Raw genomic sequence first — 26,341 nt, forward strand, 5'->3', positions numbered from 1 at the left:
GGCCGTCACCGCCCCCTTCATGAGGCCGTCGCGGTCAGGGGGCCGGCGTGTCCCGGAGCGTGCCGTCCAGCAGCAGCCAGCGGGTGATCCCGAGCGATCTCAGGAACGGCAGATCGTGCCCGGCCACGATCAGCGCGCCCTCGTACGACTCAAGTGCCGAGGTCAGCTGTCGGACGCTCGCCATGTCCAGGCTGTTCGTCGGCTCGTCGAGCAGGAGCAGCTGGGGCGCGGGGTCGGCGAGCAGCAGGGCGGCGAGAGTGGCCCGGAAACGTTCGCCGCCGGACAGCGTGCCCGCCGGCTGGTCGGCCCGCGCCCCCTTGAACAGGAAGCGGGCCAGCCCGGCCCGCACCTGATTGTCGGTGGCCCGCGGTGCGAAGCGGGCCACGTTCTCCACCACGCTCACCTCCTCGTCCAGGACGTCGAGCCGCTGCGGCAGGAAGCGGAGCGGCACATGCGCCGTCGCCTCGCCCCCGGCCGCCGCGAGCGACCCGGCGATCGTGCGCAGCAGCGTCGTCTTGCCCGCGCCGTTGCGCCCGACCAGCGCGACGCGCTCGGGTCCGCGCAGCTCGAACTCGCCCTCCACGCGGGCGCCGTGGGCCAGGCGCAGCTCGCGCAGCGTCAGCACGGTCCGGCCCGGCGGCACGGACGTGCGGGGCAGGTCGACGCGGATCTCGTCGTCGTCCCGTACCGCCTCCACCGCCTCGTCGAGGCGGTCCCTGGCCTCGGCCAGCCGCCCCTCGTGCAGGATGCGGTGCTTGCCCGCGGAGACCTGGGCGGCCCGCTTGCGCGCACCCATGACGACCTTCGGCTCGCGCTTGGTGTCGTACATCTTCTGCCCGTAGCGCCTGCGCCGCGCCAATTTCACCTGTGCGTCCGCCAGTTCGCGCTTCTGTTTCTTCAGGTCGGTCTCGGCGACGCGCACCATCCGCTCGGCCGCGTCCTGCTCGGCGGCGAGGGCCTCCTCGTACGCGGAGAACGCCCCGCCGTACCAGGTGATCCCTCCGTCGCGCAGGTCCGCGATCCGGTCGACGCGGTCCAGGAGCTCCCGGTCGTGGCTGACCACGACGAGCACCCCGGGCCAGGCCTCCACGGCCGCGTACAGGCGCCGCCGCGCGTACAGGTCGAGGTTGTTCGTCGGCTCGTCGAGGAGCAGGACGTCGGGCCGGCGCAGCAGCAGCGCGGCGAGCCGCAGCAGCACCGATTCGCCGCCGGACACCTCGCCGATGGTGCGGTCCAGGCCGACGTCGCCCAGGCCGAGTTCGCCGAGCAGGGCGAGCGCCCGCTCCTCGACGTCCCAGTCGTCGCCCACCACGGTGAAGTTCTCCTCGCGTACGTCGCCCGCCTCGATGGCGTGCAGCGCGGCGCGGGTGGCGGCGATGCCGAGGGCCTCGTCGACGCGCAGGGCGGTGCCGAGCGTGACGTTCTGCGGCAGGTGACCGACCTCGCCCGTGACGCGTACGGTGCCCTCGGCCGGGGCCAGGTCACCGGCGATCAGCTGCAACAGGGTCGATTTCCCCGACCCGTTGACGCCGATCAGACCGGTGCGGCCCGGGCCGAACGCGGCCTGGAGACCGTCGAAGACGCCGGTGCCGTCCGGCCAGGCGTAGGCGAGGCCGGTGACGGTGACGGACGCGGGTCCGGAGCCCTGGCGGGGGGAGTGGGTAGACATACGTGCCTCACGGTTGCTCGGTGCGAACGGTGACGGGATACGACGCGTTCGAGACACCGCGGGAGCACGGGCAGACAGAAAAGGCCTGCTCCGGCGGGGAGGGCACGGCTGAGGACGCCGAGGTCCCACACGACGGCACGGACGCGAACGGGGCACGGGAAGAACCCGTGCGGCGCGTGACATGCGCGGTGTCTCAGGACCTCAGACGAGCAACGTCCTACTCCGATCGACGGCAACAGAACCGTCGTCCACGGTAAGAACCTGTGCGCGGCACCGTCAACCGATTACCGTGGCGCGGATGCCCCCTGGCTCCCTCTCCGTCCCCGCCCGCCTCTTCCTCCTGGCGTACGACACCGGCAAGGACCGGGTCTCCGGCGCCCCCGACCTGCCCCTCGCGATCCGCGCCGCGGTCCTCCTCGACCTGGCCGAGCGCGACCTGGTCCACGACGTGGACGGCATCGTGACCCCGGTGCTCGGCGCCCGCACCGGCGACCCCGTCCCGGACCGGCTGCTGGAACTCATCGAGGAGTCGCGGCCGCGCAAATGGCGTGGCTGGATCACGCACCGGGCCCGTTCCACCTACGCGGACGTCCGGCAGGGGCTCGTCGCCGACGGTCAGCTGCGCCCCGGGCGGCGCCGCGTCCTCGGCCTCCTCGCCACGACGCATTACGCGCTGGAGCGGGCCGGGTACGTCGAGATCCTGCGCGCGCAGGTCCTCGGCGCGGTGACCGGCCCGGCCGCGCCCGACCAGGTCCCGCGCGAGGACGCGACCCTGGCGGTCCTGGCCGCCGCGGGCCACTTCCGCGCCCTGCTCTCCTCCCGCGACCGCCGCCACCACCGGGCCCGCCTGACCGCCCTCACCCTCCACGCGAGCCCCCACGCGCCCCTCATCACCCAGGCCCTGGAAAAGGCGGTGAAATCAGCAGAAGCAGCAAGATCCTCCGGAGCAGCCAACTGACAACGGCCCGCACGCCGACCCCGCTAAGGGGCGCGGGGAACTGCGCGCGCAACCCCCACGCACCGGCAGGGACAACACCTGCACGCCAACCCCGCTCAGGGGCGCGGGGAACTGCGCGCCCAGCCCCAACGCACCCGCAGGAATGCACGGCGCCCGGCCCCCGCCCCGCTCAGGGGCGCGGGGAACTGCGCGCTCAGCCCCCACCCACGCGCACCCACACACGCCACGCAACCAACCCCCCCACCCCGACCCCTACCCCGACCCCGCCCACCAGTACAGCCACCCCCACCCAAGACCCGGCCCCACCCCCCACCGCAGCCAAAAGCACAACCCCGGCCCCCACAGCCGCCCCGACCCCCTCCACCCACACCCGGCCAACCCCCCGCCGCACCGTCGCCCCCCACCCCCACGGATCACCGGCCACGAGATACCCCACCAACAGCACCACCACGCACCCCCGCTGCCACCCCCGCGTCTCACCCACCGCCGCCAGGCACACCGTCCCGCACGCGAGCACCGAGCCCCGGTGCCGTGCCAGCCGGTGCGACCAGCGCTCCGAGACCAGGAAGGGCCGCCGGTCCACCCCGGGCGCCGCCCACGCGGCGAAGACGACCACCCCACCGAAGACCGTCGGCCGGACCACCCCGTGCAGGGTCTCCCACGGCCGCCCCGCGGCCACCACGAGGGCGACGCCGAGGACGCGGACGGCCGCCGTCCGGGCCCAGTGGGCGGCGTACTCCCGCCAAGGCACCCGTACATCACGGAGTGTCATCGCGGCCGCCCTCCGACCCGCCCGGACAGCAGCGGGGCCAGCGCCAGGTCGAGCGGCTCGCCCACCGTGTGCCGCAGCACGGGAACCCCGCTGTCCCGCAGCGCGAACCGCATCGCGGCCCGGTCGGCGTGCCACAGCCGCAGCCCCAGCTCACCCGCGTCGTCCCCGGCCGGGACCCGGGGGTCGCCGCTCGGGATCTCCACCACGACCGGCCGTCGGGCCCGCCCCTGGAGGTCCCGCAACACCTTGAGGATGCGGGCGTCGCTCAACGGCGTGAACACGTACACGAGGGCACCCTCCGGGAGCGCGGGCGGCGGTACGCGTTCGAGACCGGGCGCGTCGAACCGGCGGTCCTTGCGGACGTCGAGGACGCTCTCGACGATCCGGTAGAACGCGGTGTCACCGGTCGCGGGCCGCAGCCAGCGCGTCGTGCCGCCGGTCGAGACCACGCCGACGCGGTCGTGCGTGCGCAGGTACGCCCGGGCGAGTCCCGCGGCCGCCCGCACCGTCTCGTCCAGCGACGAGACGCCGGTGACGGGATCGACGACGTCGCCGAACGCGTCCAGCAGCATCACGGTGTCGGCGGCCCGCTCGGCCGCGAACCGGTGCAGCTGCACCGTGCCCCGCCGCGTCGTCGACGGCCAGTGGATGCGCCGCTGCCGCTCGCCCGGCGCCCAGGCGCGGACCCCGATCACCTCGACGCCCTCCCCGGCCTGCGCCGAGGCGTGCTCACCGAGCCGCTGCGGCAGCCGCGCCGGGATCGGCGTGAACCGGGCGTGCGCGGCGTGCGGGAACACCGACACCTCGGGCGCCTCGACCCGCACGGTCCGACGTACGGTGCCCCCCTCGTCGTACACGTCGAGGTCCACCGGCCCCACCGTCCAGCGGCCCCAGCGCACCGCGGTGTGCCGCAGCGTCACCGTGGCCGCGCCGGTCACCACCTCGTCGAGCCGCAGGCCGGGGCCGAGCGTGACCCCGGGGTCGAGGCGGACGGTGCCCCCGTCGTGCGCCACCGAGACGCGCAGCGTGACCGTGTCCCCCTCGAAGCAGCGCCGCGGCTCCACCGTCACCGCCGTCTCGATCCGGCGGACGTAGGCGCGCGGCAGCGACAGCGCGAGGAGGATCAGGGGCGCGGCGGCGAGTGCGAACAGCCACGGCTTGCCCGTGAGCAGCGCCGCGCCGAGCGCGACGACGGCGACGGAGAGCAGCCGCAGGGCCCGTTCGCCCGGCCGCGGCCCACCGGGCGGCGGCGCGGGCGCCCGCGCCGCCTCGGTCCGCCCTTCCAAGGCGCGCACCACGGCGGCACCGGGCCGCCACCCACGCGGCCGCGAGGCCTGCCGTGTGCCCGGTGTCATGAGGGCACGGCCGCGGTGCGCCGCGTCGACGGAGTCGCGACGCCGGCGACGATCTCCCGCAGCACCTCGTCCGTGGAGACCTCGCGCACCCACAACTCCGGCCGCAGCGACACCCGGTGAGCCAGCGCCGGCACCGCCAGGGCCTTCAGGTCCTCGGGGATCACGAAGTCGCGGCCGTCGAGGACCGCGCGGGCACGGGCGAGCTGGACCAGGGCGAGCCCGCCTCGCGGAGAGGCGCCGATGCTGATCTGCGGGTGGTCGCGGGTGGCGCCGACCAGGGCGACGGCGTACGCGAGGAGGTCGTCGTCGATCTCGACGCGCTCCACCACGGCCCGCCACGCCACCACGTCGTCGGGGCCCGCCAGCCGGTCGAGCACCGCTTCCGGCGCGGCCCGGTCGACCCGGGCCCGGAGCATGGCCCGCTCCTCGCCGGCCGCGAGGTACCCCATCCGGACCCGGAGCTGGAACCGGTCGAGCTGCGCCTCTGGCAGCGAGTAAGTCCCCTCGTACTCCACGGGGTTGGCGGTCGCGATGACCATGAAGGGGTCGGCGAGGGGCCGCGTCGCGCCGTCCACCGTCACCTGCGACTCGGCCATCGCCTCCAGGAGCGCGGCCTGCGTCTTGGGCGGCGTCCGGTTGATCTCGTCGGCGAGCAGCAGGTGCGTGAAGACGGGCCCCGGGTGGAACACCATCGCGCCGCTGCGCCGGTCGTACAGGGAGGCGCCCGTGACGTCCGAGGGCAGCAGGTCGGGGGTGAACTGGATGCGGCGGAAGTCGAGGCCGAGCGTGGTGGCGAACGAGCGGGCCAGCAGCGTCTTGCCGAGCCCCGGCAGATCCTCGACGAGCACGTGACCGCCGGCCAGGACACCCAGCAGGACGAGTTCGAGGGCCTCCTCTTTGCCGACGACGGCGCGGCCGACCTCACGCAGCACGGCGGCGGCCTGCTCGCTCGCCTGCGCGGGGGTCATGGGCCGGGGCACGGAAGGCTGCGTCACGTCGTTCGTCCTCATCCTGCGGGGCGGTCGGTACGGGTCGGGTCCGGGTCTTCGGTACGGAGAGGGGCGCGGGCGGGGTCCGCGGCACGGGGCCCGGCGCGGGCGGTGTCCTCGGCCCGCATGCCGGCGCGCGGCGTACCCAGCGCGTCGAGCCGGTCGACGAGGCGCCGCAGCACCTCGGCGGGGACCTCTCCGTCGGGCCCGGTGCGGGGCGGCTCCGGGCCGAGCCACGGCCACAGCTCCGGCCCGACCAACTCGGCGGCCCGCCGCGGCTGGTGGTCGAGCGAGACATGGTGGTGCTCGGCGAGCGCGGCCGCGAACAGCCGCCGCAGCTCGGGCCGGAGGACGGCCCGGTAGTAGAGGGCGCCGTCCGGGCCGAGCGCCGTGCGCACGTTGCTTCGCCACTCGCCCATGCCGGGCGCCCGCGCCCGCAGCAGCCGTACGTCGGCGCGCCGCCCGGAGTCGAACGCGCCGGCTCCGACGACGTACCGCGCGACGCCGAGCGCGGTGACGGCGAGCACGGCGGCCACCGCACCGGCCGCCCGGGCACCGTCGACCAGCAGCACCAGCACGACGGCGGAGCCGCCCGAAGCGCCGAGCAGCGACAGAATCTGACGGGCCGACAGGGTTCCGGGCCCCGGGGCGCCGTCGGTGCCCGGTTCCTCCGCGAGCGGGCTCACGTCGCGGCCTCCCGGGCGTCGAGCTGCGCCGCGATCTCCGTCAGGGCGTCGGCGGCGGCCAGGCGCTGCGCCTCGGCCATGGGGTGCGAGGAGTACCGCGCCTCCCGGAACAGAGCGGTGAGCCGCGGTGCGGCCGGGCCCGCGACGAGCCCCCCGCGGGCGGCGCGGGCCAGGAACTCCGCGGGGCTGTCGGCGGCGTGCCGGTCCACACCGGAAGCGGCCAGGGCCTCCTCCATCGCGGCATAGCAGGCGATCACCGCGGCTCGTACGTCCCCGCCGTCGGCCAGCGCCCTGCGCGCCGGGCCCAGCGCGGAGAGCAGCAGCGCACGGTCCTCGTCGTCGTCGGCCGCGGCCGGTCCGGCGAGCGGCGGCGTCAGGAGCCCCCGGCGCCACCGCAGGCGCAGCCGGCGCACGAGGAACACCACGAGTACGGCCGCGACACCGGCGCCGACCACGCCGAGCAGGAGGTACAGCTGCCAGGGGACGTCGTCCCCGCCGTCGGCCGGTGACCCGCCCGGGTCGGTGCTCGGCAGCGGCGCGAAGCTGGGCGGCGGCACCTCACCAGGTGCCTTCATCGGCGACGGGCCGTCCCCACCGAAGCGGTGCAGGACCAGGGCGAGGACGCCGAGCAGCGGGGGCCCGGCCCACAGCAGCCGGAGCGCGGCCAGCCGCAACCTCTCCTCGGCCGGCGGGGTGGTGCGGTCCGCCTCGACGCGGGGGCGCAACCGCCGGGCGGCGAAGGTGAGCCCGGCCGTCCAGGCGGCGACGAGCCCAACCGTCACGAGGCCGCGACCGCCCAACGGCCCCCGCCCCGCGTGGAACAGGTCGGTGGCGGGGCGCAGCACCCACGCCGCCGCGGCGAGCCCGACGACGATCGCGGCGGCGGCCACCACCCCGGCGCGGCCGGGTATCGCCCCGGGCCCTTCCTGCCCCCCGCGCACTGCGCACCCCCCGCCGAGCACGTCCCCCCGGACGTCTGTTCACCGCATCCTGGCACCCGCCGGCGCGGCTGTCACCCGATCCGCTGCACGATGCACGGGGTTCACCCGCCGTTCCGCCGGACGTCCGCGACGTGTCCGCGGCGCCGTCCCCTCGCCGCGGTCACCCGTCCGGGAGGCTCAGTACGCGTCCCGCAGCAGCTCCGCCAGGTCCCCGTCCAGGTCCACGTGGAGCGACTCCTCGCCGACCGGCACCACCGCGGTCGTGTCCGACAGGAAGCGCTCCAGCTCGCCGGTGCGGATGTGCACGATCGCGGTGCCCTCCACGGCGTGGAACTCCAGGACCGTGCGGTCGTACCCGTACGGGCGGACGCGGACGTCCCCGGCGCCCGCGGCCTCCGTCAGTCCCGAGGTGAGCAGTTCGCGGGCGAACGTCCAGCGGACCTCGACGCCCTCCAGGGTGGCCGGGGCCGGGAACGACATGCACACGGCGAACGGATCGCGCACGTCGTAGCCCAGCGTCGCGGGGATGCTCGCCATACGGGGCGCGGCGGCGACCAGACGGGCCTCAACGGCTTGCTCGATGACGAGGGACAACGCCAGCTCCTTGGGACAACTGCACGGACGACAAGGTCGGACGGGCTCATGTGCATAGACGGCGGAAACGGGGAATCCGTGCACCTGCAGCCGGACGAAACACGAGTGACCTCTGTCACCGGTTTCAATCCAGGTCCGCTGGACGCCACCCGGATGGTGGACTACCTTCGCGCGCCATGACGCGACTGAGGACGCCGAGAGCCCTGGGAACGCCGAGCACGCCGGTCAGCCCGCGCAAGCGGCGAGACCCCGGGCGCGCGGGGACGGGGGCTGCCGTGCGCCGGAAGAGCACGGCGCTGACGGCGCTGGGAGCGGCCGTGCTCGCGGCCTTCGCCCTCGGGACGGCGCCGGCACCGGCCGCGGCCCGGACGCCGGCGGGGGAGGCGCGGCAGCTCTGGCACGCGCAGGACTCGGGCAGCGACGCCCGGTTCCGGGGCCTCGCCGCCGTCGACCGGCGCACGGCGTGGCTCGCCGGGAGCGGGGGCACGGTGCTGCGCACCACGGACGGCGGCGCGCGGTGGCGTGCGGTGTCGCCGCCCGGCGCGCAGGAGCTGGAGTTTCGCGACATCGAGGCGTTCGACGCGCGGCGGGCGGTGGTCCTGGCCATCGGCGAGGGGGAGGCGTCCCGGATCCTGCGCACCGACGACGGCGGCGCCACCTGGACGGAGTCGTTCCGCAACACCGACCCCCAGGCCTTCTACGACTGCGTCACGTTCTTCGACACCCGCCACGGCCTCGCGATGAGCGATCCGGTCGACGGCAAGTACCGCATCCTGTCGACGCGCGACGGCGGGCGTTCGTGGCGGGTCCTGCCGGACGCCGGGATGCCGGACGCGCAGCCCGGCGAGGCGGGGTTCGCGGCGTCGGGGCAGTGCCTGGTGGCGTCCGGGCCGCGGGACGTCTGGCTGGCCACCGGCGGCGGCGCCGTCTCCCGGGTGCTGCACTCCGCGGACCGGGGCCTGACCTGGACCGCGACCCGGACGCCGGTCCCGGCGGGCGATCCGGCCCGGGGCGTCTTCGGCCTCGCCTTCCGCGACCGTACGCACGGCATCGCCGTCGGCGGCGACTACACCGCGGGCCTGCCCTCCCCACGCGCCGCCGCGGTGACCGCCGACGCCGGACGCACTTGGACCCCGTCGGCGCAGCCCCCGCCCGCCTACCGCTCCGGCGTCGCCTGGCTCCCGCGCAGCCGCTCCGCCGCCCTCGCCGTCGGCCCGACCGGCACCGACCTCACCACGAACGGCGGCCGCACCTGGCGGACCGTGGACCAGGGGTCGTACGACACGGTCGACTGCACGCGTGACGGCGCCTGCTGGGCGGCGGGCGAGAAGGGACGCGTGGCGCGCCTGGGTTCCTGACCCGGGGCACCTGCCCCGCTGCGCCTTCGGTGCCTGGGCGAACAGCGGGGCACTACCGCCCTATCCCTTCATGGCCCCCGCGAACAGCGGCACCACGTGCGTGAGCGCGTACCGCACGGACAGCACCGAGTCGGTGGCGAAGGCCGAGCTGATGTTCTTGTCGTCGAAGACCACCGCGTGCCCCTTCTCGACCGCGGGCAGCGACGCGAACAGCGGGTCGGCGCTGATCTTCTTCGCCGTGGTGCCGATCGGCGCCATGACCACGAGATCGGCGTCGAGCAGCTGCAGCTTCTCCTCCGAGACCGGCACGGAGAACGCGCTGCCCGCTTTCTTCTCCACCGCCGGGTTGGCGGTGAACCCGAGCCGTTCGACGAAGTCCAGCCGGCCGGTGCCGTGCACGTACGCGCCCCAGGACGAGGCCGTGCGCGAGCCGACGGTGATCGTCCTGTCCCGGAACTCCGGGTGCGCGGCCGCCGCCTTCGCGAACTGCTTCCCGGTGTCCGCGATCAGCTTCTCGCCCTTGCCGGGCACGCCGAGCGCCTGGGCGACCATCGTCGTCTGCTTCTCCCAGGAGATCTTGTACTGGTCGCCGCCCTTCGGCACCCCGACCGTCGGCGCGATCTTGCTGAGGGTGTCGTACCGGGTCTGGTCACCGCTGGACTTGGTGTCGAGGATCAGGTCCGGCTTGAGCGCGGCGATCTTCTCGTACTCGGGCTCCAGCGTGCCGATCTTCCGCGGCGACGCGGCGTACTTCCCCCTGGCCCAGGGGCCGACGCCGTCGCCGCCGAACGCCAGCCAGTCGCTCGCCGCGACCGGCTGCACGCCGAGCGCGAGCGCCGTCTCCGCGTCGCCCCAGCCGAGGGCGACGACCCGCTCGGGCCGCGCGGGGACCGTGACGGAGCCGAACTTGGTGGCGACCTTCGCGGGGAAGGCGCCGGAGGACTTCTGGCCCGCGCCGCCGGCGGCGTCGTCCGTGCCGGAGCCGCAGGCCGCGAGCGAGCCGGCGAGCGCGAGGGCGAGCGCGCCGACGAGGAACCGGGACCGGCGGCGGCCGGAGCGGGGGGAGGGGGTGGGCATGGGTCTGCTCTTTTCCTGGGGCAGGGGATTCACGGGGTTCTCCGGGCAGGCGCGGAAGTCAGGGGATTTCCCGAGGCGCGGGAGTCACGGGGCGGGTGCGGGCGGGACGCCGACGTGGTGGCGGCCCATCGGGACGATGAGCGGGGTGCCGGACGCGGGGTCGGGGACGACGGCGCTGCGCAGTCCGAAGACCTCCTCGACGAGGGTCTCGTCGACGATGTCGCCCGGCGCGCCCTCGGCGACGATGCGCCCGTCCTTCATGGCGACGAGGTGGTCGGCGTAGCGGCAGGCCAGGTTGAGGTCGTGCAGGACCACGACGAGCGTGACGCCGCGCTCGCGGTTGAGGTCGGTCAGCAGGTCGAGGACGTCGAGCTGATGGCTGATGTCGAGGTAGGTCGTCGGTTCGTCGAGGAGCAGTACGTCCGTCTGCTGGGCCAGCGCCATGGCGATCCACACGCGCTGGCGCTGACCGCCGGAGAGCTCGTCGAGGGAGCGCTCGGCGAGGTCGAGGACGTCCGTCGCGTGCAGGGCGGCGGCGACGGCCTCGTCGTCGGCCGGCGTCCACCGCCGGAACCAGCCCTGGTGCGGGTAGCGGCCTCGGCCGACCAGATCGGCCACGGTGATCGACTCGGGGGCCACCGGCGTCTGCGGCAGCACGCCGAGCACGGCGGCCACCTCCTTGGTGGACATGGTGTGCACGCTGCGCCCGTCGAGCAGGACCGTGCCGGCCGTGGGGGCGAGCAGCCGGGCCATCGACCGCAGCAGCGTCGATTTGCCGCAGGCGTTCGGGCCGACCACGACCGTGATCCGGCCGGGCGGGATGTCGACGTCGAGCCCGGAGACGATGCGGCGTTCGCCGTAGCCGAGAGTGAGGCCGCGGGCCTGCAAGGTGTGCGGGGACGCCACAAGAGTCTCCTCGTCGGCGGGGCGGAGGGTGGGTACGGGGGAGTGCGGGGCCATGTCAGCCGCCCTGTCCGGCGCGGTTGGCGCGGGCCAGCAGCCACAGCAGGTACGGGGCGCCGATCACGCTCGTGACGATGCCGACGGGCAACTGGGTGCCGGGCACCAGGTGCTGGGCGGCGAGGTCGGCGACGATCACGAGCACCGCTCCGGTCAGGGCGGACGGCAGCAGCGCGGCCCCCTGGCCCGGCAGCAGGCGCCGGGCGATCGGCGGCGACACGAAGGCGACGAAGCCGACGGGTCCCGCGGCGGCGGTCGCCACCCCGGCGAGAGCGGTGGCGCAGGCCAGCAGGGCGAGCCGGTCCCGCTCGACGCGGGCGCCGAGCCCGCCGGCCGCGTCGTCGCCCAGTTGCAGCGCGGACAGGGCGCGGGCCGCGAGGGCGGTCAGCGGCACGAGGACCGCGGCGCCGGTGAGCAGCGGCCAGAACTGCGGCCAGGACCGGCCGTTGAGGCTGCCGGCCAGCCACAGGAACGCGGTCTGCGCCTCGGTGACGTCCGACCGCGTCATCTGGTACGAGATCACGCTCGACAGGCCCGTGCCGATGCCCAGGCCGACCAGGACGAGCCGGTACCCGCTCACGCCCTTGCGCCAGGCGAGCAGGTAGACCGCGGCGCCCGCGGCGAGGGCGCCGGCCAGCGCCACGAAGGACAGCGGGGTGCCGCTCAGCCCGAACAGGCCGCCCGCGAGCACGACGGCCGCCCCCGCCCCGGAGCTGACCCCGATCACGTCGGGGCTCGCCAGCGGATTGCGCAGCAGGGTCTGGAACACGGCACCCGAGAGGCCGAAGCAACCGCCGACCAGCACGGCCAACAGGGCGCGCGGCAGCCGCAGTTCGAGGACGACGAACCGCGTGCCGGAGTCACCGCCGCCCAGCAGGGTGGCGAGCACGTCGGGCAGGGGCACGGTGTAGTCGCCGAAGCTGAGCGCGACGCAGAACCCGGCGAACGCGGCCAGCAGCAGGACGCCGCTGACCGCGGTGTACCGGGCGCGGCCCCGCCGCCGTGCCGAGGAGACCCGGGCCGTCGCCGCCCGCGCCCCAGGGTGTGCGGCCGCCGCGGGACGGAGGGTGCCGCTCACAACTCCACCGTCTTCCTGCGGCGCACGAGCAGGACGAACGGGACGGCACCCAGCGCCGCCGTCATCACGCCGACCTGCACCTCGCCGGGCCGGGCGATCAGCCGGCCGGTGACGTCGGCGAGCAGCAGCGAGGTCGGCGCGAGCAGGGTGCTGTAGGGCAGGATCCACCGGTAGTCGGGGCCGGTGAGCAGGCGCGCCGCGTGCGGAACGGCCAGGCCCACGAAGGCGATCGGGCCCGCGACGACCGTCGCGGCTCCGCAGAGCAGGACCACGCAGACCGCGGCGCCGAGCCGGGCCAGGGCGATCCGCTGGCCGAGCCCGCGGGCCGTGTCGTCGCCCAGAGCGAGGGTGTTGAGCTGCGGGCCGAGGGCGAGGGCCGCGACGCCGCCCGTGGCGATGAACGGCAGGGCCTGCCACAGCACCGCCGGTTCGCGGCCGGTGAGCGAGCCGACCTGCCAGAAGCGGAACTGGTCGAAGGTGGCGCTGTCCGTCAGCAGCATCGCGCTGGTGACGGCGGAGAGGGCGGCGGCCACGGCCGCCCCGGCCAGGGCGAGCTTCACCGGGGTGGCGCCCTCCCGGCCCATGCTGCCCACCCCGTGGACGAGGACGGCGGCCAGGCAGGCGCCGAGGAAGCCGAACCAGATGTACTGCTGGGGGTCGGTCAGGGAGAGCACGCTGATGGCGAGGACCACGAAGACGGAGGCGCCGGCGTTGACCCCCAACAGGCCGGGGTCGGCGAGCGGGTTGCGGGCCACGCCCTGCATGACGGCGCCCGCGAGCCCGAGCGCCGCGCCCGCGAGCAGCCCGGCCGCCGTCCGCGGGACGCGGACCTCCCGCACGATGAGCTGGGCGCGCTCGCCCCGGTCGGGGTGGAAGAGGCCGGCGACGACGTCGCCGAGCGGGACATGGCCCGAGCCGACGCCGAGGCTGAGGGCCACGGCGGCGGCGAGGGCGAGGGCGACGCAGCCCAGGCCGAGGAGCAGCCGTCCGCCGCGCGGGGAGGCCGCGGGAGCCGGGCGGCGCGCGGGCGCCTTCGGTCCCGCCACGGTGAGTTGCACTGGATGTGTTCCTTGTCCGCCGTCCGGCGTCGGCCGCGCAGCGGCAGGTACTGGAACCACTGGAACCACCGGTTCCAGTCATAAGGTGAGGCTAACCTAACATCAGATAAGGTTCATCGGGCAACTACCCGCGCGCCCCTCTCGGGCGTCACCAATGGCCCGTACGACACCAGGAGTCGGCTTGCTGCACACCCCGGACACCCTCGCGCCCACGACGCCCGGCGACCCGGAGGCCGGCTACGCGGAACTGCGGTCCGCGACACAACTGCGCGAGATCCTCGGCGAGCCGCACCCGATCGTGATCGACAAGGTCCACTCCCGGCTCGACGACCGGGACCGCGAGCTGATCGGCCGCTCGCCGTTCTGCCTGCTCGCCACGGCCGACGCCCGGGGCGCCTGCGACGTGTCGCCGCGCGGGGACGGCCCCGGGTTCGCGCACGTCGTCGACGACGCCACGCTCGCCCTCCCGGACCGGCCCGGCAACCGCCGCGGCGACAGCTTCCACAACATCCTGGAGAACCCGCACGCGGGCCTGCTCTTCCTGATACCCGGCACCACCGACGTGCTCCGCGTCAACGGCCGGGCCCGCATCCTCACCGACGCCCCCTTCTTCGACGCCATGACCGTCAAGGGGCAACGCCCCGCCCTCGCGCTGCTCCTGGACATCGAAGACGTCTACCTCCACTGCCCGCAGTCACTGCACCGCGCGGGCCTGTGGAAGCCGGAGTCATGGCAGGGCGGACAGCGCCCCCGGCGGGCGGCCTCCTAGGCTTGCCCCATGCGGACGATCACGGGGGTCCCCGCCGGCTGGCCGGTGGACGAGGAGGCGGCGCGGGCGGTGCAGGACGCGCTGCGCGGGCGCGTCGTACGGGACGAGAGCGGGCCCGCGCCGGGGAGCGGCACGGTCACCGGGATCGACGTCGCGTACGACGACGCGCGCGATCTCGTCGCGGCGGCCGCCGTCGTGCTGGACGCCGCGACGCTCGACGTGGTCGAGGAGGCCACGGCCGTCGGGCGCGTCGCCTTCCCCTACGTACCGGGCCTGTTGGCGTTCCGGGAGATCCCCGCGGTCCTCGGCGCCCTGGAGGCGCTGCGCACCGACCCGGGCCTCGTGGTCTGCGACGGCTACGGCCTCGCCCACCCGCGCCGCTTCGGCCTCGCGAGCCACCTCGGCGTGCTCACCGGGCTGCCCACCATGGGCGTCGCCAAGAACCCGTTCGCCTTCGAGCACGGCGCGCTGGGCGCCGGGCGGGGGAGCGCCGCCGCCCTCCTGGACGGGGACGAGGAGGTCGGCCGCGCCCTGCGCACCCGCACGGGCGTGAAGCCGGTCTACGTGTCGGTGGGCCACCGGATCTCCCTGGCGGGCGCGTGCGCGCACACCCTGGCCCTGACCCCCGCCTACCGGCTGCCGGAGACCACCCGCAGGGCCGACCGGCTCTGCCGCGACGCGCTGCTCGACCTCACCGCGGGTCCGTGACCGTCTCCCGGCGCGCGGCGACCCGGAAGCCGATCCCCGCCGCCCGCAGCCGCGCGATCAGCGCGTCGCCCATCGCCACGACGGGCGTCACCTGCCCGCACGTCTCGGGGAGTTCGTCCAGCGCCAGACTGAGCGCGGCCTCCGCCAGCATCTTCGCCGTCTCCGTGTAACCGGGGTCCCCGCCGGACACCTCGGTGCAGACGCGGTGCCCGCCGCCCTCGCCCACGAACCGCACCGAGAACCAGCTCGCGGCCCGGCGCGCCTCGTCGGGCCCGTCACCGGGCAGCAGCCGGCCGCCGATCCGGCGCCGCACGGCCGGCACCTGGGCCGCCGCGAAGAGGGCCCCGGCGGCCGCGGCCCCGCCCACCGCGAACGGCAGCGTCTTCACGGCCGCGTAGTGCCGGTAGCGGAAGTCGGGGCCGTAGCGGGCGACGGCCCGCGCCGAGCGCTGCACCACCTGCGGGTCGATCGTCGGCAGCGGCAGGGCCCACGCCCCGACCTCCTTGGCGAACCGCGGCGCTCCCGTCGGCGCGTACGCCGTGCGCCCCACGAGGCGCGGCTCGTGGCGCCGCCGGTCCTGCCGCGCGGCGAGCATCTGCCGCGCGCGCCCGAACTGGTTCAGGGCGGAGGCGAAGGTACCGCCCGAGAACGTGGCGTTCGTCCGGACGAACCCGTCCACCCGCAGCGGCACCTCCTCCGGCAGCTGCTGCACGGTGAAGTACGCGCCCAGGTCGTGCGGGACCGAGTCGAAGCCGCAGGCGTGCACGAGCCGGGCGCCCGTCTCGCGCGCGCGGGCGTCGTGCCGCACATACATGAGGTCCACGAACTCGGGCTCGCCCGTGAGGTCCAGATAGTCGGTGCCCGCCTCCGCGCACGCGGCCACCAGCGCCTCCCCGTACTCCAGGTACGGGCCCACGGTCGTGGCCAGCACGCGCGTACGGGCGGCCAGTTCGCGCAGCGAAGCCGCGTCGGCCACGTCCGCGCGCTCCAGCGGCAGCACCGCGCACGCCGGGTCGATCCCCGTCAGCCGCTCGCGCAGCCGCTCCAGCTTGGCCGTGTCGCGCCCCGCGACCGCCCAGCGCAGGCCTTCGGGAGCGTGCGCCGCGAGGTACTCGGCGGTGAGCACCCCCACGAAACCCGTGGCCCCGAACAGCACCACGTCGTACGTCCGGTCCGCGGACCCGGGGTCACCGGGGGTTCCAGGCCTGTTCATGACACTCCTCGCCGTGCTCGCCCGCCGTCGTCGGTGGCCGAGGCTAGCGTGCGCGGCGCCCGCGGGTCCTGGCGGGCCGCGAATTGGCTAAGCGCTTGCTCGCCGGGGGGTTGTGCTGACCGGGACGGGTTCATAGCATCACTGGTGTTACATCAGTTGTGTCACAGACTGGGGGCGTGGCGGGATGGCAGTGGCAGGCACAGAGGAGAGCGGCGGTCCGCTCGCCGGAGTGCGCGTGGTCGAACTCGCCGGGATCGGCCCGGGACCGTTCGCCGCGATGCTCCTCGCCGACCTCGGCGCCGATGTCGTGCGGGTCGACCGGCCCGGCGGCGCGCGCCTCGGGATCGACCCCGCGTGCGACCTCACCAACCGCAACAAGCGGTCCGTGGTCGTCGACCTCAAGGCGGCGGACGGCGCCGAGCGGGTGCTGCGCCTCACCGACCGCGCCGACGTGCTGATCGAGGGGTACCGGCCGGGCGTCGCCGAGCGGCTCGGCGTGGGCCCCGAGGCGTGCCACGCCCGCAACCCGCGGCTGGTCTACGGCCGGATGACCGGCTGGGGCCAGGACGGCCCGCTCGCCCAGCGCGCCGGCCACGACATCGGCTACATCGCGGTCACCGGCACCCTCGGCATGATCGGCGGCCCCGGCGAGCCGCCGGCCGTCCCCGCCAACCTCGTCGGGGACTACGCCGGCGGCTCCCTCTACCTGGTCGTCGGCGTCCTCGCCGCGCTCCACCACGCCCGCGCCACCGGCGCCGGACAGGTCGTCGACGCCGCGATCGTCGACGGCACCTCCCACCTCACCGCGATGATCCACGGCATGCTCGCCGCCGGCAGCTGGCAGGACCGGCGCGGCGCCAACCTCCTCGACGGCGGCTGCCCGTTCTACGGCACGTACGAGACCGCCGACGGCGGGTACATGGCCGTCGGCGCCCTGGAGCAGCAGTTCTACGACGAGTTCATCGGCCTGCTGGGGCTGGCCGGCGGCGCGCCCGACCGCGGGGACCTGACCCGCTGGGACGAGCTGCGCACCCTCGTCGCCGCCCGCTTCAGGCAGCGGACCCGGGACGAGTGGACGGCCGTCTTCGACGGGAGCGACGCCTGCGTGGCCCCCGTCCTGACCCTGCTCGAGGCGCCCGGCCATCCGCACCTCGCCGCCCGTGGCACCTTCGTCGACCACGGCGGCCTCACCCAGCCCGCCCCTGCGCCGCGCTTCTCCGCCACCCCCACCGCCGTCCGCTCGGGCCCCGCCCGGCCGGGCGCCGACACCGCGGACGTGGCCCGCGACTGGGGCGTACCCGAGCTCGACGGACCCATCAAGAAAGGCAGTTGATCGACAGCATGGAGCGACGCCTGTTCAGCGCCGAGCACGAGGCGTTCCGCGCGACCGTCCGCACCTTCCTCGACAAGGAGGTCACCCCGTACTACGAGCAGTGGGAGAAGGACGGCGTCGTCGCGCGCGAGGCCTGGCTCGCCGCCGGGCGCCAGGGGCTGCTCGGCCTCGCCGTGCCCGAGGAGTACGGGGGCGGCGGGACCACCGACTTCCGCTACGGCGCCGTCCTGGCCGAGGAGTTCACGCGCGCGGGCGCCGCGGGCCTCGCCGTCGGCCTGCACAACGACATCATCGGCCCGTACCTGACCTCCCTCGCCACCGACGAGCAGAAGCGGCGCTGGCTGCCCGGGTTCTGTGACGGCTCCACCATCACCGCCATCGCGATGACCGAGCCCGGCGCCGGCTCCGACCTCCAGGGCATCCGCACCACCGCAGAGGACCGGGGCGACCACTGGCTGCTCAACGGCTCCAAGACCTTCATCTCCAACGGCATCCTCGCCGACCTGGTGATCGTGGTCGCGAGGACCACACCGGAGGGCGGCGCCCACGGCCTGTCCCTGCTGGTCGTCGAGCGTGGCACGGCGGGCTTCGAGCGCGGCCGCAACCTCGACAAGATCGGCCAGAAGGCGCAGGACACGGCCGAGCTGTTCTTCTCCGACGTGCGGGTCCCGAAGGAGAATCTGCTCGGAGAACGCGACGGGGCCTTCCTGCACCTGATGACCAATCTGGCGCAGGAGCGCATGGGCATCGCCGTCGCCGCCATCGCCGCCGCCGAGCACCTCCTGGAGATCACCACGACGTACGTCAAGGAGCGCGAGGCGTTCGGCCGGCCGCTCGCCAAACTCCAGCACATCCGGTTCGAGATAGCCGAGATGGCCACCGAGTGCGCCGTCACCCGCGCGTTCCTCGACCGCTGCATCGAGGACCACGCGGCCGGCACCCTCGACGCCGTCCACGCCTCCATGGCCAAGTGGTGGGCGACCGAACTGCAGAAGCGCGTCGCCGACCGCTGCCTGCAACTGCACGGCGGCTACGGGTACATGAGCGAGTACCGCGTCGCGAAGGCCTTCACCGACGGCCGCATCCAGACCATCTACGGCGGCACGACCGAGATCATGAAGGAGATCATCGGCCGTTCGCTGCTGTCCTGACCACCCTCGTTGAAAGGCACTTCCGTGACGACAGACGCGTACGTCTACGACGCGATCCGCACCCCGCGCGGCCGGGGCAAGGCCGCCGGCTCGCTGCACGGCACCAAGCCGATCGACCTCGTCGTCGGCCTCATCCACGAACTGCGCTCCCGCTTCCCGGACCTGGACCCCGCCGCCATCGACGACATCGTCCTCGGCGTGGTGGGCCCGGTCGGCGACCAGGGCTCCGACATCGCCCGGATCGCGGCCATCGCCGCGGGGCTGCCCGACACCGTCGCCGGGGTCCAGGAGAACCGCTTCTGCGCCTCCGGCCTGGAAGCCGTCAACCTCGCGGCGATGAAGGTCCGCTCCGGCTGGGAGGAGCTCGTCCTGGCGGGCGGCGTCGAGTCGATGTCCCGCGTGCCGATGGCCTCCGACGGGGGCGCCTGGTTCGCCGACCCGATGACCAACTTCGAGACCGGGTTCGTGCCGCAGGGCATCGGCGCCGACCTCATCGCCACTATCGAGGGCTTCTCGCGGCGCGACGTGGACGAGTACGCGGCGCTCTCCCAGGAGCGGGCCGCCGCCGCGGTGAAGGACGGACGCTTCGACCGGTCGCTCGTCCCCGTCCGGGACCGCAGCGGCCTGACCGTCCTGGACCACGACGAGTTCCTGCGCCCGGGCACCACCGCGGACTCGCTGGCCAAGCTCAAGCCGTCCTTCAAGGACATCGGCGACCTGGGCGGCTTCGACGCGGTCGCGCTCCAGAAGTACCACTGGGTCGAGAAGATCGACCACGTGCACCACGCGGGGAACTCCTCCGGCATCGTCGACGGGGCGTCGCTGGTCGCGATCGGCTCGCGCGAGGTGGGGGAGCGGTACGGAATCGTGCCGCGCGCCCGGATCGTCTCCGCGGCCGTCTCCGGCTCCGAGCCGACCATCATGCTCACCGGCCCGGCGCCCGCGACCCGCAAGGCGCTCGCCAAGGCCGGCCTGACCATCGACGACATCGACCTCGTCGAGATCAACGAGGCGTTCGCGGCGGTGGTGCTCCGCTTCGTGCGAGACATGGGGTTGTCGCTGGACAAGGTCAACGTCAACGGCGGGGCGATCGCGCTCGGGCACCCGCTGGGGGCCACCGGGGCGATGATCCTGGGCACGCTCGTGGACGAGCTGGAGCGCAGGGACCTCCGGTACGGGCTGGCCACGTTGTGCGTCGGCGGGGGGATGGGGATCGCCACGATCGTGGAGCGGGTGTAGCGCCCTAGGGGCGGCTGTTCATCGCCGGGTGCGGGTCGCGTCGTGGCTGGTCGCGCAGTTCCCCGCGCCCCTGAAATGCAGGCGCTTCGCGCCGCATTTCCCCGATGAAGGCCGAGCGGCGTAGCCGCTCGCCTTCAGGGGCGCGGGGAACTGCGCGAGAAGCCCCACCGGACCGCACCCGGCCACGAAACACCGCCGCCCGCCCCAGATCCCGCCAAAAACTTCCCCGCACAAGACTTCACGGAGACGCAGACATGACGCAGAGCACCACCATCCACTGGGAACAGGACGACACCGGCATCGTCACCCTCGTCCTGGACGACCCGAACCAGTCCGCGAACACCATGAACCAGGCGTTCAAGGACTCCATCGCCGCGATCGCCGACCGCGCCGAGACCGAGCGCGACACGATCCGGGGCATCATCTACACCTCCGCCAAGAAGACCTTCTTCGCGGGCGGTGACCTGAAGGACATGATGAAGGCCGGCCCCGAGGACGCCCAGGCCGTCTTCGAGACCGGCACCGGTATCAAGAACTCGCTGCGCCGCATCGAAACCCTCGGCAAGCCGGTCGTCGCCGCGATCAACGGCGCGGCGCTCGGCGGCGGCTACGAGATCGCCCTCGCCAGCCACCACCGCGTCGCCCTCGACGCCCCCGGCTCCAAGATCGGCCTCCCCGAGGTCACCCTCGGCCTGCTCCCGGCCGGCGGCGGCGTCACCCGCACCGTCCGCCTCATGGGCATCGCCGACGCCCTCCTCAAGGTCCTGCTCCAGGGCACCCAGTACACCCCGCGGCGCGCCCTGGAGAACGGCCTGGTCCACGAAGTGGCCGCCACCCGGGAGGAGATGATCGAGAAGGCCCGCGCCTTCATCGACGCCCACCCCGAGTCCCAGCAGCCCTGGGACAAGCCCGGCTACCGCATCCCCGGCGGCACCCCGGCCCACCCCAAGTTCGCCGCGAACCTCCCGGCCTTCCCGGCCAACCTCAAGAAGCAGCTGAACGGCGCCCCCTACCCGGCCCCGCGGAACATCCTCGCCGCCGCGGTCGAGGGCTCCCAGGTCGACTTCGAGACCGCCCTGACCATCGAGGCCCGCTACTTCACCGAGCTGGTCACCGGGCAGACCGCGAAGAACATGATCCAGGCGTTCTTCTTCGACCTCCAGGCCGTCAACTCGGGCGCCAACCGCCCCCAGGGCGTCGAGCCGCGCAAGGTCACCAGGGTCGCCGTGCTCGGCGCGGGGATGATGGGCGCGGGCATCGCCTACTCCTGCGCCCGCGCGGGCATCGACGTCGTCCTCAAGGACGTGTCGGCCGAGGCCGCCGCCAAGGGCAAGGGCTACTCCGAGAAGCTGTGCGAGAAGGCGGTGAAGCGCGGCCGCACCACCCAGGAGAAGGCCGACGCGCTGCTCGCCCGCATCACGCCCACCGCCGACCCGCAGGCGCTGGCCGGCTGCGACGCCGTCATCGAGGCCGTCTTCGAGGACCCTGCCCTCAAGCACAAGGTGTTCCAGGAGATCCAGCACGTCGTCGCCCCCGACGCGCTGCTCTGCTCCAACACCTCTACGCTGCCGATCAGCGTCCTCGCCGAGGGCGTCGAGCGCCGCGCCGACTTCATCGGCCTGCACTTCTTCTCGCCCGTCGACAAGATGCCGCTGGTCGAGATCATCAAGGGCGAGCAGACCGGCGCCGAGGCGCTGGCCCGCGCCTTCGACCTCGTCCGGCAGATCAACAAGACGCCGATCGTCGTCAACGACTCGCGCGGCTTCTTCACGTCGCGGGTGATCGGCCACTTCATCAACGAGGGCGTCGCCATGGTCGGCGAGGGCATCGAGCCCGCCTCCGTCGAGCAGGCCGCGGGCCAGGCCGGCTACCCGGCCAAGGTGCTCTCCCTGATGGACGAGCTGACCCTCACCCTGCCCCGCAAGATCCGCAACGAGACGAAGGCGGCGATCGCCGAGGCGGGCGGCGAGTGGACCGCGCACCCGGCCGAGGGCGTCATCGACCGCATGGTCGACGAGTTCGGCCGCACCGGCCGCAGTGGCGGCGCGGGCTTCTACGAGTACGGCGAGGACGGCAGGCGCGCCGGGCTCTGGCCCGGCCTGCGCGAGCACTTCACGAAGCCGGGCGCGGAGATCCCGTTCCGTGACATGCAGGAGCGCATGCTCTTCTCGGAGGCGCTCGACACCGTGCGGCTCCTGGAGGAGGGCGTCCTGACCTCCGTCGCCGACGCCAACATCGGCTCCATCTTCGGCATCGGCTTCCCGGGGTGGACCGGCGGTGTGCTCCAGTACATCAACGGCTACGAGGGCGGCCCCACCGGGTTCGTCGCCCGCGCGCGCGAGCTGGCCGAGCGGTACGGCGACCGGTTCCTGCCGCCCGCGCTCCTGGTGGAGAAGGCGGAGAAGGGCGAGACCTTCTCCGACTGACGGCCGCGGGAGGCGGTCAGCCCTCGGCGTCGAACGCCTCCCGCAGCTCCTCCTTCAGCGACCGCTGGAAGGCCGTCACCAGCGCCTGGACGACCATCGGCTGCATGTGGGCGGAGAGCGACTTCATCGCCGCGACGTGCTCCGGGTCCGCCTCGCGCTCCCGGTAGGGCCCCCACACCTCGTCGCGGAACAGCCGTGACAGCTCGTGCGCCGCCTGCCGGGCGTGCGCCAGCAGGACGGTGCGGGAGGCGAGGATCGTCTCGTGCGCGATCGGCACGCCGAGCAGCTGCACCCCCAGGCGCAGCAGCCCCACGTCCACGCGGTACGCGTCGGTGTCCTCCTGGTACGCGACGACGCCCATGGCGCCGAGCCGGTCCAGGTCCGTGCCGGACAGGGCGCGGCCCGCCCGCCGCTCCAGCTCGGCGCGTTCCATGTCCTCGGCGGCGTCCGGGGCCCAGCTCGCCACCACCGCGCGGTGGATGGCCAGATCGTGCGCGCTCAGGTCGGCCGGCAGCTGCTCCACGTAGCGCTCGATCGCGGCGAGCGTCATCCCCTGGTGCTGCAACTCCTCGATGAGGGCGAGCCGGGAGAGGTGGTCCTGCCCGTAGTGGCCGACCCGGCGCGGGCCGATCACCGGCGGCGGGAGCAGTCCGCGCGTGCTGTAGAAGCGGATCGTGCGGACGGTGACGCCCGCGCGCGCGGCCAGCTCGTCGACGGTCAGCGTGAGGGCGGACGCCGCCTCGGCGTCCGCAGCGTCCTTGACGTCCTGGGTGTCCGTCGTGATGTCCGTCGTCATGTCCGCCTCGGGGTCGATCGGGTTCAACAGTATTGCTGACACACCGATGTTGTGAAAGTGCCGGTGGCGACGCCTTAGCGCCTTGTGAGAAAAGCCGCTATGTGATCTCCGCCACCGCGTGTCCGGTGATCTCTGGGGGAAGGTGCACAGTCGGTCCGCGCACTGTCAGGGGTGACGCGGGCCGCAGGACATCCGGACCCCGGCCGACCCGAGCGTCGCCGGGCACCACAGAGTGGACACCCCCACGTGAGCAAGGACGCCGTCAACACGGCCCTGGACGCATCCCCCACTGATGCGCCCCAGGCGCCCGCCGACGCGGGCGACGCCGGTTACAGCAAGGACCTCAAGGCCCGCCACGTCAACATGATCGCGATCGGCGGCGCGATCGGCACCGGACTCTTCCTGGGGGCGGGCGGCCGCCTCCACTCGGCGGGGCCCGCCCTGGCGGTCGCCTATCTCGTCTGCGGGGTCTTCGCGTACCTCGTCGTGCGCGCCCTCGGTGAGATGGTCGTCTACCGGCCCTCCTCCGGTTCCTTCGTGTCGTACGCGCGCGAGTTCCTCGGTGAGAAGGGCGCCTACGTCGCGGGGTGGATGTACTTCCTGAACTGGTCGATGACCGGCATCGCCGACATCACGGCCATCGCGCTCTACACCCAGTACTGGAGCGCCTTCACCAGCATCCCGCAGTGGGTCCTCGCGCTGATCGCCCTCGCCGTCGTGCTCGGCGTCAACCTCGTCTCGGTGAAGTACTTCGGCGAGATGGAGTTCTGGTTCGCGATCATCAAGGTGGCCACGCTGGTGGCCTTCCTGTTCGTGGGCATCTTCCTGATCGCCACGCAGCACCCCATCGACGGCCAGACACCGGGCCTGAGCGTGATCACGGACCATGGCGGGTTCATGCCGAGCGGCGTGATGTCCGTGGTCCTCGTCATGCAGGGCGTCGTCTTCGCCTACGCGGCCCTGGAGCTGGTCGGCGTCGCGGCCGGCGAGACCGCCGAGCCGCAGAAGGTCGTCCCGCGCGCCGTGAACTCGATCATGTGGCGGGTGGCCCTGTTCTACTGCGGCTCGGTGCTGCTGCTCGCCCTGCTGCTGCCGTCCACCGTGTACTCCTCGGACGAGAGCCCGTTCGTCACCGTCTTCAGCAAGCTGGGCATCGGCGGCATCGGCGACATCATGAACCTGGTCGTGCTGACCGCGGCGATGTCCTCGCTCAACTCCGGCCTGTACTCCACGGGCCGCATCCTGCGCTCCATGGCGATGTCGGGCTCCGCCCCGAAGTTCACCGCCCGGATGAACCGCAGCCAGGTCCCCTACGGCGGCATCCTGCTCACCGCGGGCGTCGGCGTCCTCGGCGTGGGCCTGAACTACCTGCTCCCGCACGACGCCTTCGAGATCGTCATCGAGATCTCCTCGATCGGCATCATCGGCACCTGGGTCATGATCATGGTGGCCCACCTGGCGTTCGTCCGCCGCGCCAAGCAGGGCGAGCTCCGGCGCCCCTCCTTCCGCCTGCCGTGGTCCCCGGTCACCGAGATCGTCACGATCGTCTTCCTGATCGCCGTCCTCGGCCTCATGTGGAACGACGCGGAGACCGGCCGCAAGACGCTCTCCCTGATCCCGCTCGTCGCGGTCGCGCTCGTGGTGGGCTGGTTCGCCGCCCGCCGCCGCATCGCCCGGCAGGGGGGCCAGGAGCTCACGGACAGCTCCCAGGGCGAGTAACGACCCCCGTCCCGGGCGGCCCCCGCGCGTTGCGCCCGGGGGCCGGCCGGGTAAGAACCGGGCATGGGCCTGGTTCCGTGGGACGTCCACCTCAAGGCGGGTCAACTGGCCGTGGCGGCGGTCGCGTTGACGACAGTGCTGCTCAGCTCCGCCCGGCGGCGCCCCCGCCGGGCGGCGCGGGCGGCTCCCGCCCCGCCGGCCCGCCCGCAGCTGCGGGCCCTCGTCGTGCCGATCCACCCCGTCCCGGCCGGCTCCGCGCACACCGCGGCCGTCACGGACCTGTGCACCTGCGTCTCCGAACTCGCCTCGGACCTGGCCAAGCGGTACGGGGGCGAGCTCTAGGCTCCACCGCGGGCCGGGTTCCTGGCGACGCCGTCCCCGAGGCCGCTCTCCGGCGGCGGGGCCGCCACGGTCGGCCTCTGAGGGGGGCCCGCCCCCAGCCCGGTTCTCTGGGGACGCCCGTCCCCGAGCCCGCCCGCGTCCGGCCGCGGCGAGCGGCGGCGCATACTGGGAGACGGACCGCAGCAGCCCTCCACGCCCCCAGGAACCCGTATGACGCCCCCCGCGCAGGACCCGCCCCCGCCCCCGGTCGGCGGCGTCCTCTGGGAGACCGCGGGCGACGTCCGCTCGCTGCTCGCGCTGCCCGCCGCGTTCGTGCTCCAGGTCGCACACCCCGCCGTCGGCGCCGGCGTCGACGACCACTCCGTGTTCCGCACCGACCCGTGGGGCCGCGGGCAGCGCTCGCTCACCTCGGTCCTGCGCTGGGTCTACGGCGGCGAGGGGGCGGCCGAGGAGGGCCGCAGGCTGCGCCGCCTGCACCGCACGATCCAGGGCACGGACCCGCACGGTCGCCGCTACCACGCGCTGACCCCGGCGTACTACGCCTGGGTCCACGCGACCGGCTACCCCGTCGCCCGCCACGCCCGCCGCTACTTCGCCCGCCCCTTCACGCCCGAGGAGGACGAGCGGTTCTACGCGGAGTGGCTGATGGTCGGCCGCATCCTCGGCATCCACGACCGGGACATGCCGCGCACGACCGCGGAGTTCTGGCCGTACTACCGCAAGGTGCTCGACCAGGAGGTCGCACGGAACGCGGTGGTCGACGAACTGACCGCCCGCGACCGCGCGCTCCCGCCGCCCCCGGGCCACCCCGTCCTGCGCCTGCTGTGGCCCGCGCTGCGCCCCGCGCTCACGCGGGCGATGGCCTTCCTGGCGACCGGGCTGCTGCCGCCGGAGGCACGGGAGGCGGTCGGCCTCCCGTGGACCCCGCGCCAGGAGCGGCGGCTGCGGCGGTTCGCGGTACTGGTCCGCTGGACCGTGCCGCGCCTGCCGGAGCGCCTGCGGTTCCTGCCGCTCGCGCGCCGGGCGAGGGCGGTGGCGCGCCTGCCGTGACCGGCCCGTCCGCCGGGTGCGGCTCGCGTCGTGGCTGGTCGCGCAGTTCCCCGCGCCCCTGGAGCATGCGGCTCCGCCGCAGCCCCAGAGCCCCTGAGAT

General features: G+C 74.2%; 23 protein-coding genes. 11 read left to right on the forward strand and 12 right to left on the reverse strand.

Annotation, left to right across the window (positions count from 1 at the left end):
• Positions 1-34 precede the first annotated feature (34 nt).
• Positions 35-1,669 carry an ABC-F family ATP-binding cassette domain-containing protein gene (locus ACIBW6_RS00700; RefSeq protein ID WP_399055041.1) on the reverse strand — a complete coding sequence of 545 codons (1,635 nt, stop codon included), beginning with the start codon at positions 1,667-1,669 and terminating at the stop codon, positions 35-37.
• 298 nt (positions 1,670-1,967) lie between these two features.
• Here ACIBW6_RS00700 and ACIBW6_RS00705 point away from each other — a divergent pair, with 298 nt between their 5' ends.
• A complete protein-coding gene (locus ACIBW6_RS00705) occupies positions 1,968-2,627 on the forward strand; it encodes a GPP34 family phosphoprotein (protein ID WP_399055043.1) in 660 nt (219 codons plus the stop codon).
• A gap of 768 nt (positions 2,628-3,395) precedes the next feature.
• Here the strand turns inward: ACIBW6_RS00705 and ACIBW6_RS00710 are convergent.
• The 5 genes from ACIBW6_RS00710 to ACIBW6_RS00730 form a co-directional block, all read right to left on the reverse strand.
• Complete coding sequence (locus ACIBW6_RS00710) at positions 3,396-4,754, reverse strand: DUF58 domain-containing protein (protein ID WP_399055045.1); 1,359 nt, start codon at positions 4,752-4,754, stop codon at positions 3,396-3,398.
• Complete coding sequence (locus tag ACIBW6_RS00715) at positions 4,751-5,764, reverse strand: AAA family ATPase (protein WP_399055047.1); 1,014 nt, start codon at positions 5,762-5,764, stop codon at positions 4,751-4,753. The genes ACIBW6_RS00710 and ACIBW6_RS00715 overlap by 4 nt, the downstream gene beginning before the upstream one ends.
• Positions 5,761-6,429, reverse strand: coding sequence for a hypothetical protein (locus ACIBW6_RS00720; RefSeq protein ID WP_399055049.1), 669 nt, complete (start codon positions 6,427-6,429; stop codon positions 5,761-5,763). Before ACIBW6_RS00720 ends, ACIBW6_RS00715 begins: the two co-directional genes overlap by 4 nt.
• A complete protein-coding gene (locus ACIBW6_RS00725) occupies positions 6,426-7,370 on the reverse strand; it encodes a DUF4129 domain-containing protein (protein ID WP_399055051.1) in 945 nt (314 codons plus the stop codon). The genes ACIBW6_RS00720 and ACIBW6_RS00725 overlap by 4 nt, the downstream gene beginning before the upstream one ends.
• 177 nt (positions 7,371-7,547) lie before the next feature.
• Positions 7,548-7,964: an SsgA family sporulation/cell division regulator gene (locus ACIBW6_RS00730; RefSeq protein WP_399055053.1), complete on the reverse strand. Its 417-nt coding sequence runs from the start codon at positions 7,962-7,964 to the stop codon at positions 7,548-7,550.
• Positions 7,965-8,239: 275 nt separating this feature from the next.
• On the opposite strand from ACIBW6_RS00730, the gene ACIBW6_RS00735 reads away from it, so the two are divergent.
• Positions 8,240-9,322: a WD40/YVTN/BNR-like repeat-containing protein gene (locus ACIBW6_RS00735; RefSeq protein ID WP_399055055.1), complete on the forward strand. Its 1,083-nt coding sequence runs from the start codon at positions 8,240-8,242 to the stop codon at positions 9,320-9,322.
• Between the two features lie 60 nt (positions 9,323-9,382).
• Here ACIBW6_RS00735 and ACIBW6_RS00740 read toward each other — a convergent pair whose 3' ends face one another.
• The 4 genes from ACIBW6_RS00740 to ACIBW6_RS00755 all read right to left on the reverse strand — a co-directional run bounded on the left by ACIBW6_RS00740 (position 9,383) and on the right by ACIBW6_RS00755 (position 13,495).
• Entirely contained in the window at positions 9,383-10,399 is a 1,017-nt protein-coding gene (locus ACIBW6_RS00740; RefSeq protein WP_399055057.1) for an iron-siderophore ABC transporter substrate-binding protein, read from the reverse strand.
• Between the two features lie 84 nt (positions 10,400-10,483).
• Positions 10,484-11,359, reverse strand: coding sequence for an ABC transporter ATP-binding protein (locus tag ACIBW6_RS00745; RefSeq protein WP_399055059.1), 876 nt, complete (start codon positions 11,357-11,359; stop codon positions 10,484-10,486).
• Between the two features lies 1 nt (position 11,360).
• Positions 11,361-12,437, reverse strand: a complete 1,077-nt coding sequence (locus ACIBW6_RS00750; protein WP_399055061.1) for a FecCD family ABC transporter permease — start codon at positions 12,435-12,437, stop codon at positions 11,361-11,363.
• Positions 12,434-13,495 carry a FecCD family ABC transporter permease gene (locus ACIBW6_RS00755; RefSeq protein WP_399055063.1) on the reverse strand — a complete coding sequence of 354 codons (1,062 nt, stop codon included), beginning with the start codon at positions 13,493-13,495 and terminating at the stop codon, positions 12,434-12,436. The genes ACIBW6_RS00750 and ACIBW6_RS00755 overlap by 4 nt, the downstream gene beginning before the upstream one ends.
• Before the next feature lie 154 nt (positions 13,496-13,649).
• Here ACIBW6_RS00755 and ACIBW6_RS00760 point away from each other — a divergent pair, with 154 nt between their 5' ends.
• Positions 13,650-14,264 (forward strand): MSMEG_1061 family FMN-dependent PPOX-type flavoprotein, encoded by a 615-nt coding sequence (locus ACIBW6_RS00760; RefSeq protein ID WP_399055065.1) that lies wholly within the window; start codon positions 13,650-13,652, stop codon positions 14,262-14,264.
• A 9-nt stretch (positions 14,265-14,273) separates the two neighbouring features.
• On the forward strand, positions 14,274-14,972 hold the full coding sequence (locus ACIBW6_RS00765; RefSeq protein WP_399055067.1) for an endonuclease V: 699 nt from the start codon (positions 14,274-14,276) through the stop codon (positions 14,970-14,972).
• On the opposite strand, the gene ACIBW6_RS00770 is transcribed toward ACIBW6_RS00765, so the two are convergent.
• Entirely contained in the window at positions 14,956-16,185 is a 1,230-nt protein-coding gene (locus tag ACIBW6_RS00770) for a saccharopine dehydrogenase family protein (protein WP_399055069.1), read from the reverse strand. The genes ACIBW6_RS00765 and ACIBW6_RS00770 overlap by 17 nt on opposite strands.
• 184 nt (positions 16,186-16,369) lie before the next feature.
• Between ACIBW6_RS00770 and ACIBW6_RS00775 the strand changes: the two genes are divergently transcribed.
• The 4 genes from ACIBW6_RS00775 (at position 16,370) to ACIBW6_RS00790 (ending at position 22,334) form a co-directional block, all read left to right on the forward strand.
• Positions 16,370-17,518: a CaiB/BaiF CoA transferase family protein gene (locus ACIBW6_RS00775; protein WP_399055071.1), complete on the forward strand. Its 1,149-nt coding sequence runs from the start codon at positions 16,370-16,372 to the stop codon at positions 17,516-17,518.
• Between the two features lie 8 nt (positions 17,519-17,526).
• Positions 17,527-18,669: an acyl-CoA dehydrogenase family protein gene (locus ACIBW6_RS00780; protein WP_399056352.1), complete on the forward strand. Its 1,143-nt coding sequence runs from the start codon at positions 17,527-17,529 to the stop codon at positions 18,667-18,669.
• Between the two features lie 24 nt (positions 18,670-18,693).
• Complete coding sequence (locus tag ACIBW6_RS00785; RefSeq protein ID WP_399055073.1) at positions 18,694-19,908, forward strand: acetyl-CoA C-acetyltransferase; 1,215 nt, start codon at positions 18,694-18,696, stop codon at positions 19,906-19,908.
• Between the two features lie 254 nt (positions 19,909-20,162).
• Positions 20,163-22,334 (forward strand): 3-hydroxyacyl-CoA dehydrogenase NAD-binding domain-containing protein, encoded by a 2,172-nt coding sequence (locus ACIBW6_RS00790; RefSeq protein WP_399055075.1) that lies wholly within the window; start codon positions 20,163-20,165, stop codon positions 22,332-22,334.
• Between the two features lie 16 nt (positions 22,335-22,350).
• Here ACIBW6_RS00790 and ACIBW6_RS00795 read toward each other — a convergent pair whose 3' ends face one another.
• Positions 22,351-23,130 (reverse strand): MerR family transcriptional regulator, encoded by a 780-nt coding sequence (locus tag ACIBW6_RS00795; protein ID WP_399056355.1) that lies wholly within the window; start codon positions 23,128-23,130, stop codon positions 22,351-22,353.
• A gap of 246 nt (positions 23,131-23,376) precedes the next feature.
• On the opposite strand from ACIBW6_RS00795, the gene ACIBW6_RS00800 reads away from it, so the two are divergent.
• The 3 genes from ACIBW6_RS00800 to ACIBW6_RS00810 all read left to right on the forward strand — a co-directional run bounded on the left by ACIBW6_RS00800 (position 23,377) and on the right by ACIBW6_RS00810 (position 26,241).
• Positions 23,377-24,849, forward strand: coding sequence for an amino acid permease (locus tag ACIBW6_RS00800; protein ID WP_399055077.1), 1,473 nt, complete (start codon positions 23,377-23,379; stop codon positions 24,847-24,849).
• A 63-nt stretch (positions 24,850-24,912) separates the two neighbouring features.
• Positions 24,913-25,191, forward strand: coding sequence for a hypothetical protein (locus ACIBW6_RS00805; protein ID WP_399055079.1), 279 nt, complete (start codon positions 24,913-24,915; stop codon positions 25,189-25,191).
• A gap of 210 nt (positions 25,192-25,401) precedes the next feature.
• Positions 25,402-26,241 (forward strand): oxygenase MpaB family protein, encoded by an 840-nt coding sequence (locus ACIBW6_RS00810; RefSeq protein WP_399055081.1) that lies wholly within the window; start codon positions 25,402-25,404, stop codon positions 26,239-26,241.
• Positions 26,242-26,341 lie beyond the last annotated feature (100 nt).

Origin of the sequence: Streptomyces sp. NPDC049813 (assembly GCF_044465085.1) — a bacterium.
Taxonomy (GTDB): Bacteria; Actinomycetota; Actinomycetes; order Streptomycetales; family Streptomycetaceae; genus Streptomyces.